This is a genomic window from Pseudoalteromonas sp. DL2-H2.2, from assembly GCF_021532535.1.
Classification (GTDB): Bacteria; Pseudomonadota; Gammaproteobacteria; order Enterobacterales; family Alteromonadaceae; genus Pseudoalteromonas; species Pseudoalteromonas rubra_A.
Map to the genome: position 1 here is coordinate 210,101 of NZ_JAKGBD010000003.1, position 14,016 is coordinate 224,116.

Genomic DNA, 14,016 nt, shown 5'->3' on the forward strand with positions numbered 1-14,016 from the left:
AACTGTCAAAAGGTTAGCAAGTTTTGCTAGCCTTTTGCGTATCTAGACTATTCATTTGAGGCAAATAATGAGAATACACCCCAGACCTATTTTACTGGCAACGGCCATTGGTTTGGCATTAAGCGGATGTGGCGAAAGTACCTCCAGCTCAGCGGGCCCGGGATATAATCAGGGGACCCCGGTGGTGGAGCCCACGACGTTCGATCAGAAAAAGCTGGTCGCTAACCTGACCGACAATGTATTTACCCCCACATTCCAGCAGTTTGCAGACAAAGCCAGCGCACAGCCGGCGATAGTGAAAGCCTATTGCGACCTGGAAAGTGCATTTGATCCAACCTTGCAGGACGAAGCGGCCAAAGCGGCACGAGATGAAGCCAAGCTTGCTGCGCAAAATGGTTGGAAAGAGGCGATGGTGAGCTGGCAACATGCTGAGCTGATGATTGTCGGTCCATTGCTGGCCGATGACAAAGCACTGCGCAAAGACATTTATTCCTGGCCGGATACCAACTACTGCAATGTCGATCAGGATGTGGCGTATTTTGCACAGGGTGACATCAATGGCGTGCCTTACGACATCAGCAAACGCAGCGATAAACGCCGTGGTTTGGATGCCCTTGAGTACCTGTTGTTCAACAATGAGTTAAACCATAGCTGCTCAGCTGCGGCCAGTGGCGACCTCCTGGCACAGTGGAATACGCTTGATGAGCAGCAACGACGCACAATGCGTTGTCAGTATGCGGTTGCGGTGTCGACTGATCTGAAAGAGACCTCAGAGCGTTTGATGTTCGAGTGGGCAGGTGACCAAGGCTATGCGGCTAAGCTTAAAAATGCCGGTGAGGCAGGCAGTGAATTTAGCACGGTCACCGAGGCCATTAACCTGATCTCCGATGCCTTATTTTATATGACGGAAGAGCTGAAAGATTACAAACTGGCTACTCCTTTAGGTGGTGAGTTTCCTAACCAGTGCGGCACTGACGTGTGTCCGCAGGCGGTCGAATCACGCTTTGCCAAACATTCGTTAGAGAATATTCAGGCTAACATTGCTGCCTTTGAGCAAATTTTCCTGGGCCAGGGCACAGACAGTGAAGACACCACCGGCTTTGATGATTTCCTTGATGAACAGGATGCCAGCCAGACCAAAGAAATCATGTTGCAGGGGATTGCTGATGCCAAAGCTGCGACAGCGGCACTCAATGGCAGCTTGCAGCAAGCCTTGGAAGAAGACACTGCCGGGGTGACAAACACCCATGCTAAGGTCAAAGATGTGACCGATCAGCTTAAGAATGACTTTATCCAAAAACTGGCTCTGGAACTTCCAACAACATCGGCAGGTGACAATGACTAAAGGGTTCATGATGAAACGATCTGTGTTGGCCATCGCTGTGGCGCTTGCAGCGCCTCAGGTACTGGCAAATGATGATGCAAAAAATGACGACATGGAGCACATTCAGATCCTGAGTCATTACGACAAACTACGTACCGAGGCAGGTTCTGCAACACTGCTTAGCGAAGAGCAGCTGGCTGAATTTGAGTACGACGATATTCACCGTATTTTATCTTCTGTGCCGGGCGTCAATATCCGTGAGGAAGATGGCTATGGCTTGCGTCCTAATATTGGCTTTCGTGGTGTCACTCCAGAGCGGAGTAAGAAAATCACCATTATGGAAGATGGGGTACTGATTGGCCCGGCGCCTTATTCAGCACCCGCAGCCTATTATTTTCCGGTAACAACCCGTATGACGGCCGTTGAAGTTTTCAAGGGTCCGGCGGCTATTAAACATGGCCCTCAGTCTGTTGCCGGGGCGCTGAACCTGGTTACGCGTGCTGTACCTGAGTTTTCTGAAGGTGCCATTGATCTGGCAACGGGCAGTGATGGCTACAGCAAAGCACATGCTTACTTCGGTTCAGTAGTTAATAACGTGGGCTTCCTGCTTGAAGGGGTGAATCTGCAAGCGGACGGGTTTAAAGACTTGGATGGCGGTGCAGATACCGGGTTTGAGAAAAATGACTTACTGGCTAAGTTTAACTATAAACTACAGCAAGGTGAGTTTGAGCACACCTTTGGACTTAAGCTCAGTTATGCGGATGAACTGTCCAACGAAACTTATCTGGGCCTGACTGATGCGGACTTCGATGCCACACCTTATCGTCGTTATGCCGCGTCTCAGCCCGACAACATGGACACCAAGCACACCCAGGTGATGTTTTCTCATCATCTCAAGTTTCAGGATGTAAGCCTGACTTCCCGAGTGTACCGCAATGATTATGAACGTGCCTGGCTCAAGCTTGATGGCTTAACCAACACAGATGCGACTTTATCTGAGATCCTGGCCAATCCTGAAGATGAGCAATATCAACGTCTGTATCAGGTGATCAGTGGCACGGCAGACTCCATTGCTGATAGTGGCCGTCCTAACTATCTGTCGATGGGCACGAATGACCGTGAATACTTCTCGCAAGGGATCCAGGTAGATGGCTCTGCTAAGTTTAAGCTGGCAGGCTTCGACAATACGTTATCCTTCGGTGTACGCTTCCATGAAGATGAGATTGAGCGCAAGCACTTTAAAGAAACCTACGGGATGAGAGACGGCGGTGCCTTTAACCTTGGATTAGATAAGGTCTATACCTCTCAGAATACCGAAAACACCCAAGCCTGGTCTGTCTATCTTGAAGACAAGGTGACAATCGATGCCCTGACGCTGGGCCTGGGGGTGCGTGGCGAGCTGATGGACATGGCCTATCAGAACAATGCGAATGCGGATGACTGGCAGAATAAAACCACGCGTATCTGGTTGCCTGGCATGAGTGGTTTTTATCAGTTATCGGAAGATTCAGGCATTTTATTCGGTGTTCATCAGGGATTCTCTCCGGCATCGCCGCAGCAGTCCGTGGATATTGAAATCGAGAAAAGCACCAACTATGAATTCGGTGGGCGCTTTAATGATGGGGTGACCCAGCTTGAAGTTGTTAGCTTCTTTAATGATTACAGCAACCTGAAAGAGAGCTGCGGTCAGTCTAACTGTGGTGCCCTGGAAGTGGGCAGAGAGTTTAACGGCGGTGAAGCACATGTGTACGGACTGGAGGCTCAGTTCAGTCAGCGTTACCCACTGAACCTGCAGATCGATATCCCTTACGGTTTTGTTTACACCTATACCAAAGGTGAATTCAAAAACGACCGGTATACGAACTTTGCACAATGGGGCCATGTGAAAAGCGGCGATGAGCTGCCTTACCTGCCAGAGCACCAGGCCAGCTTTAACATTGGTGTGTCGGCACCTGACTGGCGTGTATCGCTGGCGGTAAAGTATGTGGGCTCTATGTCGGAAGCGGCGGGGCGCAGCTGGGATAGCAGCACAGACGCCAATGCGCCAAATGGTAGCTACAACCTGGTACTTGAGGGCAAAGAAGTGTCGGCGATTACAACCGTCGATCTGTCTGCGGTTTATGAGCTGGGTAAATACGGCCAGGTATACGCCAAGGTTGATAACCTGCTGGACGAGACTAAGATCGTCAGTCGTCGTCCTTACGGAGCAAGGCCTGGCAAACCTCGCCAGTTTACGCTGGGTTATAAGTATTCATTCTAACTTGAATGAATCCATGCCGGATGCACATTCAGCTGTGTATCTGGCATAATTGAGTATACTTACAGGGCCGCTAATCAGTGGCCCTTTTTACAGGAGTCAGTCCACTTTATGGTAGAAACGCTCTGGCAAAGCATATCTTCTTTGCCCGGTTACTTACTGGATGCAAATAAACGCATTTACTGGCTGTATTTACTCAGTGCCGTGGTAATGGCAGGCCTGGTGTACAGCAAGTTGCACGGCCCTCGTTCATTGAAAGGGTTTATGGGCTTTTTGTTTCCTCGCGATGTCTGGCTTTCAGACAGTGCCAAACTGGATTACGGTTTGTTTGTGGTTAACAAGCTGATTAAAGCACTGACCTTTGCGCCTATCGTCCTGACTATGGTACCAGTGGCGATTGCTGTTTCAGACGCGCTGGAATGGTTATTTGGCGCCCCGTTACATTTGGCCTGGGATGAGTCTGTGGTCATTTTTTTGTTTACACTGATGCTGTTTCTGGTCGATGATTTTACCCGCTATCTGTTGCATCTGGCGCTACATAAAATCCCGTTTTTATGGGAGTTTCATAAAGTACACCATTCAGCAAAAGTACTGACGCCGTTTACCATCTACCGCTCTCACCCGGTTGAAAGTTACCTGTATGCATGCCGGATGGCGCTGACCCAGGGGATTGTGGTTGGGCTGGGCTATTTTGTCTTTGGCACCGCACTGAGTATGTTTGATATTTTGGGGGCGAATGCATTTGTCTTTTTGTTTAACATCTGTGGCTCGAATCTGCGGCATTCACATATTTGGCTAAGCTGGGGAGACAAGGTAGAAAACTGGTTTATCAGCCCGGCACAACATCAGATCCACCACAGTGCCGATCCGGCGCATTTTGATACCAACTTAGGATCAGCACTGGCTATCTGGGACCGGCTGGGGCGTTCACTGATCCGTGCCTCGCAAGTCAAAGACATTGAAATTGGTGTCGGGCGTTACGATGCGGGTCATGATAGCCTGAGCGCAATCTATCTGAAGCCGCTGCGAGAAGCGTGGTTAACTTTATTGCCAAAAAACGCAAGCGGAGAAGTGAAGAGAGAGAAATAGGCTGGCGACGGGCATTGCCAGCCTATAAGGGAGAGTAGGCTCCCGTAAATTGAAACTTAGTGCACCTGATTGGGTGAGGTGCGGTAGAAACCCAGCTTGTTTAATTGCTCAATAATGGTTGGGTCGTCTAATCTCTCAGGCGTTGCCTGATCGCGTAAAAAGTGTTCTTTAGGTACTGCATGCATGTCCAGCATCTTATGAAAAAGTATGTCCCTAATTGTCAACGCTGTCATTCCTGAATCTTGAATAGCGTCCAGCTGCGCTTGCAATTTTGCGAGCGGGCCTGCGTTTACATCATCCACCGCTGCTGGAAAGTAAGAAGCCGATTTATTTTTTAACATGCGTGCCCTCCCGAATAATATCGTCCCCACTCAATGTTCCTGATTGAGGGGTATAAGTATCAGATTTAAATTGAGAAAATAGATTAGTGCAACTAACCTACTGGGGCCAGTGTACTTCGAATTGAGGGGTAATTACCAACGATGATGTAAAGCTTTGTAAATCGTGTAGTTACAAAACAGTCAAAGTTATGTGCCTGATTTTTAGACGTCTAGATGTAACTATATGATGCGGAATTAGAAATAATTCTCAGTACCGCTATTGATACTGAGAATTATTTTTTCGACTATGAAAATAATTTTTCTTTTACGTGTTCTGCGAAGCCGCTACCAGCTTCAAGATAGAAGTTATAGGTTGAATGTACACCCAAATCTTCAAGTTCTTTTTGTTGGTCCGGATAGTTTGCAATGGCGGTGACCTGGCCGGAGAATCCGGATGCCTTTAACTGCTCAAGCGCGTAAATATTCTGCATATGCTTGGGCATAGCCAGCATGACCATATCAACATTGGAGTGGTTAACCCGTTGCCAGAAGTCGGGGTCAGTCGCATCAGCGAGCAGCACTCGGCGCTCCAGGCTGATATGCTTTTCAACGACCTCAGGCTTGATGTCGACACCTGCAACGGAGCCTGGGTGGGTGGCGTGTATCGTCTCGTAAGCACCGGTACCAATGCGACCCATGCCAAAGATCACTATCCGCGTGTCGGTTAGGTTAACCGGCAGCTCTTCTTCGAGTCGCTTATCGCTTTCGAACTTGATCAGTAATGGTTCCAGTTTGACATAGATTTCATTCGCCCTTTTATTGAGCGGAGTGGCCAAAACAAATGTGACTGAGACTGCCAGTGCAACCACAGCCAGCCAGTCGGCCGTGATCATGCCACTGCTGGCGGCAACCGCACAGACAATCAGACCAAACTCACTGTAGTTTGACAGTGTAAAGGCACTGAGCAGGGAGGTCCGGGCACGCAATCTGAACATGTTGGTATATAGATAATAAATAAACACTTTGACGGGCAACACGACGGCCAGCAGTACCGCAATCAGCACGGCTTCAAGAGAGATATTGGCATTAAGACCGATATTCAGGAAAAAGCCAACCAATAGAATATCTTTGACGTTGAGTAAAGCCTTCGACAGCTCGCCCGCTTTTTTATGCGGCGCAAATATCATTCCGATGATCAGCGCGCCCAGATCGCCTTTCAGGCCCGCGAATTCGAACCCGTGATAGCCGAGCACCAGTGCAAAGAAAAAGCCAAATAACGGCAACAGTTCACCGTGCTTGGAGCGGTTCAATACCCAGAATAAAAGTGGCCGCAATAAGGGCAAGCCGACCAGCAAGGCAAGTGCCCACACGTTCGGTGACTTACCTGTACTGATAGCCAGGAAAATGACTGCAAAAATATCCTGCATAACCAGGATCCCGATGGAAATTTTACCATGCAGGCTGGCCATTTCACCGCGTTCTTCCAATACTTTGACCGCAAATACGGTGCTGGAAAAACTAAATGCAAAGCCAACCAGACAGGCACTTTGCCACGACAGGTCGACAAACAAAGGCAAACCAAATGCGCCTAACATCAGTAATAAAGAGGCAAAAAAGGCAATACTGGTGACTAAATGCAGGCTTGCAGGAGCCCACACCTGGGGTTTAATCAGGTTGGATACTTTTAGTTTTAAACCAATACTGAATAACAGCAGCGTCACACCTAAGTCAGCCAGCTGAGTGAGCAAGTCGGTACTGCTGTGCCCCAACAGGTTGAGCACAAAGCCCGCCAATAAAAAGCCAATCAGTGGCGGGAGTTTGAGTTGATAAACAGAAAAGCCACAGGCGAAGGCAACGGCAAAGTACAGTAATTCCATAGTGATTCAGTCAAGTCGAAGGTGTTAGCAGTGTAACAAAACAAACTGATTTATAAATGAAAAATTAGCAACCTGAGTGACTAACAAGTGTCATAAAGTGGATGTTTTGTAGTTTATCGTCAACTATTTAACTGATTACCATAAATTTTCGCTGACAAAGCTGAAAAAATGTGGTTAAGATGCGGATAAGGGGACATCCTCGAGAGGAGATAAGATGTTTAAAAAGCTCTTGGCATCCGTAGGTATTGGTGCCGCGAAAGTAGATACAATTTTAGAAACAGAACACCTGCACCCTGGCCAGAAATTCCAGGCGCAAGTAGTGGTTCTGGGTGGCGATGTAGAGCAAGAGATCAGTGGCTTAGAGTTAGCACTGATGACGAAAGTGAAAGTCGAGGGCGAAAATGGCGAATACTACGCAAGTCAGGTCATTGAAAAGTGGCGTGTTGGCAGTCAGTTCACCATAGCACCCGGCGAGAAAAAAGTGATCCCATTTGAAGCCCGGTTGCATTCTGAAACACCGATCACGGAAATTAATGCGCCTTATAACCACAGCTATGTGTGGCTGGAAACCGGCTTAGATATTGACCTGGCGTTAGATCCAAGCGATAAGGATCTGCTCCACATATATCCCAATGAAGCGGTTAAGAATTGCTTACTGGCCATGGAGAAACTTGGCTTTAGGATGGTTAAAGCAGACGTTGAGCGTGGTTATTTGAAAGCGTCGAATTTTCAGTCAGTCTCTGGCTGTTATCAGGAAATTGAGTATCGTCCTGCCAGTACATCTTTGTTTGGTCTACAGGAAGTTGAATTGTCATTTGTCCCGGAAGCACACCGTACCCATGTGCTGATTGAGCTCGACAGAGCTTTTCGTGGCGATGGTTATGTCGACCTGACTATTGAGCATGACCACGTCAACCTGTCTCAGTTGTGCGACCAGCTTGAAAGGCTATTCGCCTGATTTATTACTACGCCTCGTCAGAGGCGTACCTTACCCACAGTGATAAACCCCATGCAAGTTAAAACTTTTTATCAGTTGTCACATGACGAGCTCTTCGCTATTTTTCAGACCCGGATTGCTGTGTTTGTGGTTGAACAAGCCTGTGCTTACCAGGAAGTGGATGAAGTCGATAAAGCGCCAGACACCCTCCATGTTTTTTCAATGTACGAAGGTGCGCTTCAGGCCTACGCCCGCTGTTACCAACCTGATGCTGCTTACTGTGCTATTGGACGGGTACTGGTGTCAGCTGAGAGTCGGGGGAAAGGGGTTGCGCAAACCCTGATGGCCCGTGCGATAGAAACCTGTCGTAGCCACTACGGACAGCTGCCAATCAGGATTGCCGCGCAAACTTATCTTACTCAGTTTTATCAGTCTTTTGGCTTCGAGCCATGTGGTGAGGCCTATCTGGAAGATGGCATAGAACACATAGACATGATCTTGCCTTAGTGAGTTGGTGCAAAGGCGCACGCAGTGGCTTTGCACCTCTTATGTTCATTAGAGCTGTTTAAGTGCGTCGATGGCACCCTGGTAGTCTGGCTCGCTGGCCAGGTTGCTAACAAGTTGCTTGTATACCACTTTGTGATCTTTATCTAAGATCAGAACCGCTCTGCTTAACAGCCCCATATCTTTGATATACAGTCCATATTTAGCACCGAAATCGCGCCATACTGAATCTGATAGCGTATCAATCTGGTCAATGTTTTCTGTTTTACAAAAGCGCTTTTGGGCAAATGGCAGGTCGGCGCTGATTGTCAGCATCGCAACACCGGCAAACTCTTTGGCCACTTTTTCGTTAAAGTACTTAGTTTGCAAGCTGCAGATCCCGGTATCCAGGCTTGGTACCACGCTGATCATGACCGGCTTACCCTGATAGTTCGCTAAAGTAACAGGTACAAAATTGCCATCGACCACTTTGAAATCAGGGGCCGTGTCACCTACTCGAATGCCCTGACCCAGCAGGGTTACAGGCTTACCCTGAGCACTGACTTTGCCAGCGTCAACCTGGTTTTCTGGCAGTTCGCTGGCCTGCATTGGATTAGCCAGCGTCAATAACGAGGCTGCAAGCAAGGATATGATTCGCATAACGTATTCCCTTTTTAATTTTTTGCAATTCCCGTCAGTGTATTATACTGGAATTATATAACCAACCTTTGCAGTAAATTGGATTGTAAATCGGCCACGCTTTGATTAACATGTAGTTCCTGTAAATGCTGCTATGTCATAACTATAATTAGAAATTTTTCGACTCCTTACAACAAGTTAGTCGATAAGCGAAGAGAGCTTTTATGTCAACACCTGTCCTGATATGCGATGATTCTAAATTGGCTCGCCGGCAACTGGCGCGGTCATTGCCGGACGACTGGGATATTAAAGTGGAATTTGCTGAGCATGGCCTGGATTGCATTGAAAAGATAAAAGCGGTCTCTCCCGAGATTCTGTTTTTAGACCTAAACATGCCTCACATGGATGGATATGAGGTTTTGCAAGCAATAAACGAACAAGGATTGAATGTTTTGACAGTCGTCGTCTCTGGAGATATCCAGCCAAATGCGCACCAAAGAGTCATAGAGCTGGGTGCAATTGATTTTATTCGAAAGCCATGTGATGCGGCGAAACTCGAAGAGATAATCACGCATCATGGCATCAAAGACAAAGCCATTCGGGCTAACCTGGTACATAAACTTGGCGAGCAGCTTGAGCCTGAGATCCGTGATATTTATCAGGAAATCACCAATGTCGCTATGGGGCAGGCGGGCGACTTGCTTGCCCGGTTGCTGAATGTTTTCGTAGAATTACCCATCCCCAATGTAAACGTACTGGAAGTCAATGAACTACATATGGCACTGCAAGCCATCGATGCCAGCGCAACCACATCGGGCGTATGCCAGGGCTTTATTGGTGGAGGAGTTTCGGGCGAGGCGCTGCTGTTGCTCAACGACTCGAGTTTTAAAGAAATTGCCTCTTTGATGAGCTATCAGGGCGAGCTGAACCAAAAAGTTGAGCTTGAGCTGCTAATGGACATTAGCAACATTTTGATAGGTGCCATACTGACAGGTCTGTCAAAACAGCTGGATATGCCATTTAGTCAGGGCCATCCGGTGGTACTGGGTCAGCACTGCGAAGTCTCTGAACTGGTAAAAGCAAACAAAGCGCGTTGGCAACGTACCTTAGCCATTGAAATTAGTTACGGAATCGAAAATCACGACATCAACTGCGATTTAATGTTGTTGTTTACCGAAGACTCACTTAAAACACTCAAATATAAAGTTGAGTACCTGTTAGAAGATTAGAATTATGCCTGCATCTGATTTTGACATGAATGAGATCCATTGGTTAATGGATATGTTTAACACAGTGGATGTTGGCCTGGTCGTGCTGGACAGGAACTATCGAGTGTGTGTTTGGAATGGGTTTATGGAGAACCATTCAGGGTTATTACCAAGCGCCGTAAAAGACAAAGATGTCTTTGATTTATTCCCCAGCATTGATGAAGCCTGGTTTAAAAGTAAATCTGAGCCTGTTTTTGTGCTGAAGAATCGCTCGTTTACTATCTGGGAGCAACAGCCCTACATTTTCCGCTTTAAGAATTATCGGCCGATAACGGGTAAAGCGGATTATATGTATCAGAACGCGACTTTTATTCCACTGACAACGGTGACCGGTGAAGTGGCGCACATCTGTGTGATCATATACGACGTTACCGACGAAGCCATGAACAAGCTCGAGCTTGAAAAGGTCAATAAAACGCTTGAGAAAATGAGCCGTACAGACAGCCTGACTAAGCTGGCCAATCGGGGATACTGGGAGCAAAGCTTAAGAACGGAGTTTAAACGCTTACAGCGCAGTCATGGAAGCAGTAGTTTGCTGATGTTTGACATAGACTTCTTCAAGCGCATCAATGATGCTTATGGCCATAGTGGCGGCGATGAAGCCATTCGCCATATCTCAGATTTACTACAAAAGACACTCCGTGAGACAGACGTGGCAGGGCGCTATGGTGGTGAAGAATTTGCGGTCACCTTGGTCGACACGGATGCTGAGGGCGCAAAAGTGTTTGCAGAAAGACTGCGCAGCCTGATCGAAAACTCAGTTATTTATTATGATGACAAAGAGATCAAGCTCACCGTGAGCCTGGGGATTGCTTGTTGCGATGACAATTTCGAAAAGTACGAGCAATGGATAGAGGCTGCGGATATTGCACTTTATCATTCAAAGGAAAATGGCCGTAATGTCGTCACAGTATACGACCCGTCCATGGCGCATTAGTCTTAACTGATACATCACTTGCAGATGCTAAAAAGCCCTTGTTACAAGGGCTTTTTTCTATAGCGAGTCTTCTTTATTCTCCTGAGGGCACTGTCCCAGCGTTGCAACTGTTCCATCGTCCTGCAGCTCCTCCAGCTTAACCGGAAAACCCCATAATCGATACAAGTGTTTGAGCACCTCTTTTTTTGAATCGGCAAGGGGGACCTTGTTGTGCGGTACATATCTCAGGGTAAGTGAGCGATCACCTCTGATATCTACGTTGTAGACCTGAATATTGGGCTCATGATTACTCAGGTTATAATGTGCCGACAAACTATTCCTGACTTTCTGATAGCCGGATTCGTCGTGGATCGCACCGACTTCCAGGTGCGGAGACTTTTCCTCATCAATGATTGTAAAGAGCTTAAAATCACGCATGATCTTCGGCGATAAAAACTGGCTTACAAAACTCTCATCTTTAAAGTTCTCCATGGCAAAGTGCAGGGTATCCAGCCAGTCTTTACCAGCAAATTCAGGAAACCAGTATTTGTCTTCTTCGGTGGGGTTTTCACAGATGCGGCGAATATCCACCATCATATTAAAGCCTAGCGCATAGGGATTGATGCCTGAATAGAACTTGCTGTTGTAAGGGGGTTGGTAAACGACATTAGTATGGCTTTGTAAAAACTCCAGCATAAACGCATCGCTTACCTTACCTTCGTCATAGAGGTGATTCAGAATTGTATAGTGCCAAAATGTTGCCCATCCCTCGTTCATCACCTGGGTTTGTCGCTGGGGGTAAAAATATTGAGATACTTTGCGCACAATACGGATGATTTCACGTTGCCAGGACTCCAGAAGGGGGGCGTTTTTCTCTATAAAATAGAGAATATTTTCCTGAGGTTCAGACGGGAACTTAATGTCTTCACGTTCGTCCTGTTGTTTGCCCTTTGGAATGGTCCGCCAAAGTTCGTTAACCTGAGATTGCAAGTAGTCCTCGCGTTCTTTCTGGCGCTTTTGTTCTTCATACATGGAGATCTGCTGCGGACGTTTGTAACGATCAACACCATAGTTCATCAGCGCATGGCAAGAATCCAGCAGGTTCTCAACCTCGTCTATGCCATACTTTTGCTCACATTTAGCGACATAGTTCTTAGCAAAGACCAGGTAATCGATAATCGAAGAGGCATCGGTCCAGGCTTTGAACAGGTAATTGCCTTTAAAAAACGAATTATGGCCATAACATGCGTGCGCCATCACCAACGCCTGCATAGGCATGGTATTTTCTTCCATTAAATAGGCAATACAGGGATCTGAGTTAATCACAATTTCATACGCCAGCCCCATTTGACCACGTTTGTAGGTTTGCTCAGTCTGAATGAACTTTTTGCCATAAGACCAGTGCGCATAGCCAATGGGCATACCTACGCTGGAGTATGCATCCATCATTTGCTCGGCGGTGATCACTTCAATCTGATTCGGATAGGTATCCAGTCTGTAATGGGCCGCAACGCGGGCAATTTCAGCCTGATACTCTTCAAGCAGGTCGAATGTCCAATCCGGGCCATCATTAAGCGGGTTATATGTCATAGGCACTCCCCCTGTTAAGCTGCGTTTTGTTGTCGGTTTTTCTTAAACAACTCTCTGAATATCGGATAGATATCTTCGACCGACCGAATATGCTGCATGGCGAAGTTATCAAAGGTGTCTGCAATACCTTGGTATTCGCGCCACAAGCTCTGATGCGCACGAGTGGTGATCTCGATATAGGCGTAGTAACGCACCACTTTCAATAGTTTGTTCGTTAATATGTCTGTGCAGTGTGGTGAATCATCCGCCCAGTTATCACCATCTGACGCTTGCGCAGCATAGATATTCCAGTCTCCCTGAGCATAACGGTCAGCAATGATCTCATCCATTAATTTCAATGCACTCGACACTATGGTGCCACCCGTTTCCTGAGAGTAGAAAAACTCCTGCTCGTCGACCTCTTTGGCCTGGGTGTGGTGTCGTATATAAACAACCTCAATGTCTTTGTAGGTGCGTGTTAAGAACTGATACAGCAAAATATAGAAGCGCTTTGCCATATCTTTAGTTGCCTGATCCATAGAGCCAGACACATCCATCAGGCAGAACATGACTGCCTTGCTGGTGGGATGCGGACGTTTTTCGTAATTTCTGAAGCGCAAGTCGTAATTATCTATAAAGGGCACTGCATCTATCTTACGCTTGAGATCAGCTATTTCCTGTTCAAGTTGCTGTATTTGCGTTTGCTTGGGGACTGGTTCTTGTAACAGGAGTGCCAGGCTTTCTTCCAACTCTTTAAGTTGCTTTCGTTTACTGGCTGTCATGGCAATTCGCCGCGCAACTGAGCCTTTTAAAGAGCGCACTATGTCCAGGTTACTGGGCATACCGTCATTACAAAAGCCGGCGCGATGCGTTTTCATTTGTACCAGCTTATCGAGTTGGCTCTTTTGCAGGTTTGGTAGCTCAAGATCCTCAAATAAGAGATCAAGGTATTCATCTTTTGAAATAGAGAAGACAAAATCATCCTGACCTTCACCTTGGTCACTTGCGTTGCCTTCTCCGGCACCACCGCCCTGGCCAGAAGGCGGGCGTTGTATTTTATCACCCGTCGTGAACTGATCGTTACCCGGGTGAATATGTTCGCGATTTCCGCCTTTGCCTTGATGAAAAATCGGCTCACTGATATCCCGTTGCGGTATCGATATACTCTCACCGCTGGATATATCAGTGACGCTTCTTTTGTTAATGGCGTCAGAAACGGCTTCCTTGATCTGTTTCTTGTAGCGTCTGATAAAGCGCTGACGATTCAGCGTACTTTTATTCTTGCCATTCAGTCGACGATCGATGAAATGTGCCATAGAAACACCCTCCAACCGCTA

General features: G+C 47.2%; 12 protein-coding genes. 7 read left to right on the forward strand and 5 right to left on the reverse strand.

Going from position 1 to position 14,016, the window contains the following annotated elements:
* The first annotated feature begins 67 nt into the window (after positions 1-67).
* From L1285_RS06625 to L1285_RS06635, 3 genes are all read left to right on the forward strand, one after another.
* Positions 68-1,345, forward strand: a complete 1,278-nt coding sequence (locus L1285_RS06625; RefSeq protein ID WP_235411448.1) for an imelysin family protein — start codon at positions 68-70, stop codon at positions 1,343-1,345.
* Positions 1,346-1,355: 10 nt separating this feature from the next.
* Positions 1,356-3,584 carry a TonB-dependent receptor family protein gene (locus tag L1285_RS06630; protein ID WP_235411843.1) on the forward strand — a complete coding sequence of 743 codons (2,229 nt, stop codon included), beginning with the start codon at positions 1,356-1,358 and terminating at the stop codon, positions 3,582-3,584.
* A gap of 108 nt (positions 3,585-3,692) precedes the next feature.
* A complete protein-coding gene (locus L1285_RS06635) occupies positions 3,693-4,670 on the forward strand; it encodes a sterol desaturase family protein (RefSeq protein WP_235411449.1) in 978 nt (325 codons plus the stop codon).
* 56 nt (positions 4,671-4,726) lie between these two features.
* Here L1285_RS06635 and L1285_RS06640 read toward each other — a convergent pair whose 3' ends face one another.
* Both L1285_RS06640 and L1285_RS06645 read right to left on the reverse strand, forming a co-directional pair.
* Positions 4,727-5,011 carry a hypothetical protein gene (locus L1285_RS06640; protein ID WP_235411450.1) on the reverse strand — a complete coding sequence of 95 codons (285 nt, stop codon included), beginning with the start codon at positions 5,009-5,011 and terminating at the stop codon, positions 4,727-4,729.
* A 284-nt stretch (positions 5,012-5,295) separates the two neighbouring features.
* Positions 5,296-6,867, reverse strand: a complete 1,572-nt coding sequence (locus L1285_RS06645) for a cation:proton antiporter family protein (protein WP_235411451.1) — start codon at positions 6,865-6,867, stop codon at positions 5,296-5,298.
* Positions 6,868-7,081: 214 nt separating this feature from the next.
* On the opposite strand from L1285_RS06645, the gene L1285_RS06650 reads away from it, so the two are divergent.
* Together L1285_RS06650 and L1285_RS06655 are read left to right on the forward strand one after the other, a co-directional pair.
* Positions 7,082-7,825 carry a sporulation protein gene (locus L1285_RS06650; protein WP_235411452.1) on the forward strand — a complete coding sequence of 248 codons (744 nt, stop codon included), beginning with the start codon at positions 7,082-7,084 and terminating at the stop codon, positions 7,823-7,825.
* A 51-nt stretch (positions 7,826-7,876) separates the two neighbouring features.
* A complete protein-coding gene (locus L1285_RS06655; RefSeq protein WP_235411453.1) occupies positions 7,877-8,311 on the forward strand; it encodes a GNAT family N-acetyltransferase in 435 nt (144 codons plus the stop codon).
* A 48-nt stretch (positions 8,312-8,359) separates the two neighbouring features.
* Here the strand turns inward: L1285_RS06655 and tpx are convergent, their stop codons facing one another.
* A complete protein-coding gene (tpx, locus tag L1285_RS06660) occupies positions 8,360-8,947 on the reverse strand; it encodes a thiol peroxidase (RefSeq protein WP_235411454.1) in 588 nt (195 codons plus the stop codon).
* Positions 8,948-9,150: 203 nt separating this feature from the next.
* Here tpx and L1285_RS06665 point away from each other — a divergent pair, with 203 nt between their 5' ends.
* Both L1285_RS06665 and L1285_RS06670 read left to right on the forward strand, forming a co-directional pair.
* Positions 9,151-10,155: a response regulator gene (locus L1285_RS06665; protein WP_046006747.1), complete on the forward strand. Its 1,005-nt coding sequence runs from the start codon at positions 9,151-9,153 to the stop codon at positions 10,153-10,155.
* Between the two features lie 4 nt (positions 10,156-10,159).
* Positions 10,160-11,131 carry a sensor domain-containing diguanylate cyclase gene (locus tag L1285_RS06670; protein ID WP_046006746.1) on the forward strand — a complete coding sequence of 324 codons (972 nt, stop codon included), beginning with the start codon at positions 10,160-10,162 and terminating at the stop codon, positions 11,129-11,131.
* A gap of 57 nt (positions 11,132-11,188) precedes the next feature.
* Here L1285_RS06670 and L1285_RS06675 read toward each other — a convergent pair whose 3' ends face one another.
* The gene (locus tag L1285_RS06675) at positions 11,189-12,700 is read right to left on the reverse strand and encodes a SpoVR family protein (protein WP_235411455.1); all 1,512 of its coding nucleotides are present in this window, start codon (positions 12,698-12,700) and stop codon (positions 11,189-11,191) included.
* A 14-nt stretch (positions 12,701-12,714) separates the two neighbouring features.
* Positions 12,715-13,995: a YeaH/YhbH family protein gene (locus tag L1285_RS06680; RefSeq protein WP_125716382.1), complete on the reverse strand. Its 1,281-nt coding sequence runs from the start codon at positions 13,993-13,995 to the stop codon at positions 12,715-12,717.
* Between the last annotated feature and the right edge of the window lie 21 nt (positions 13,996-14,016).

Excerpts from the sequence above, each read along its gene's own strand:
- L1285_RS06625 (WP_235411448.1), top strand. The coding sequence starts at position 68 with ATGAGAATACACCCCAGACCTATTTTACTGGCAACGGCCATTGGTTTG.
- L1285_RS06630 (WP_235411843.1), top strand. The coding sequence starts at position 1,356 with ATGAAACGATCTGTGTTGGCCATCGCTGTGGCGCTTGCAGCGCCTCAG.
- L1285_RS06635 (WP_235411449.1), top strand. The coding sequence starts at position 3,693 with ATGGTAGAAACGCTCTGGCAAAGCATATCTTCTTTGCCCGGTTACTTA.
- L1285_RS06640 (WP_235411450.1), bottom strand. The coding sequence starts at position 5,011 with ATGTTAAAAAATAAATCGGCTTCTTACTTTCCAGCAGCGGTGGATGAT.
- L1285_RS06645 (WP_235411451.1), bottom strand. The coding sequence starts at position 6,867 with ATGGAATTACTGTACTTTGCCGTTGCCTTCGCCTGTGGCTTTTCTGTT.
- L1285_RS06650 (WP_235411452.1), top strand. The coding sequence starts at position 7,082 with ATGTTTAAAAAGCTCTTGGCATCCGTAGGTATTGGTGCCGCGAAAGTA.
- L1285_RS06655 (WP_235411453.1), top strand. The coding sequence starts at position 7,877 with ATGCAAGTTAAAACTTTTTATCAGTTGTCACATGACGAGCTCTTCGCT.
- tpx (WP_235411454.1), bottom strand. The coding sequence starts at position 8,947 with ATGCGAATCATATCCTTGCTTGCAGCCTCGTTATTGACGCTGGCTAAT.
- L1285_RS06665 (WP_046006747.1), top strand. The coding sequence starts at position 9,151 with ATGTCAACACCTGTCCTGATATGCGATGATTCTAAATTGGCTCGCCGG.
- L1285_RS06670 (WP_046006746.1), top strand. The coding sequence starts at position 10,160 with ATGCCTGCATCTGATTTTGACATGAATGAGATCCATTGGTTAATGGAT.
- L1285_RS06675 (WP_235411455.1), bottom strand. The coding sequence starts at position 12,700 with ATGACATATAACCCGCTTAATGATGGCCCGGATTGGACATTCGACCTG.
- L1285_RS06680 (WP_125716382.1), bottom strand. The coding sequence starts at position 13,995 with ATGGCACATTTCATCGATCGTCGACTGAATGGCAAGAATAAAAGTACG.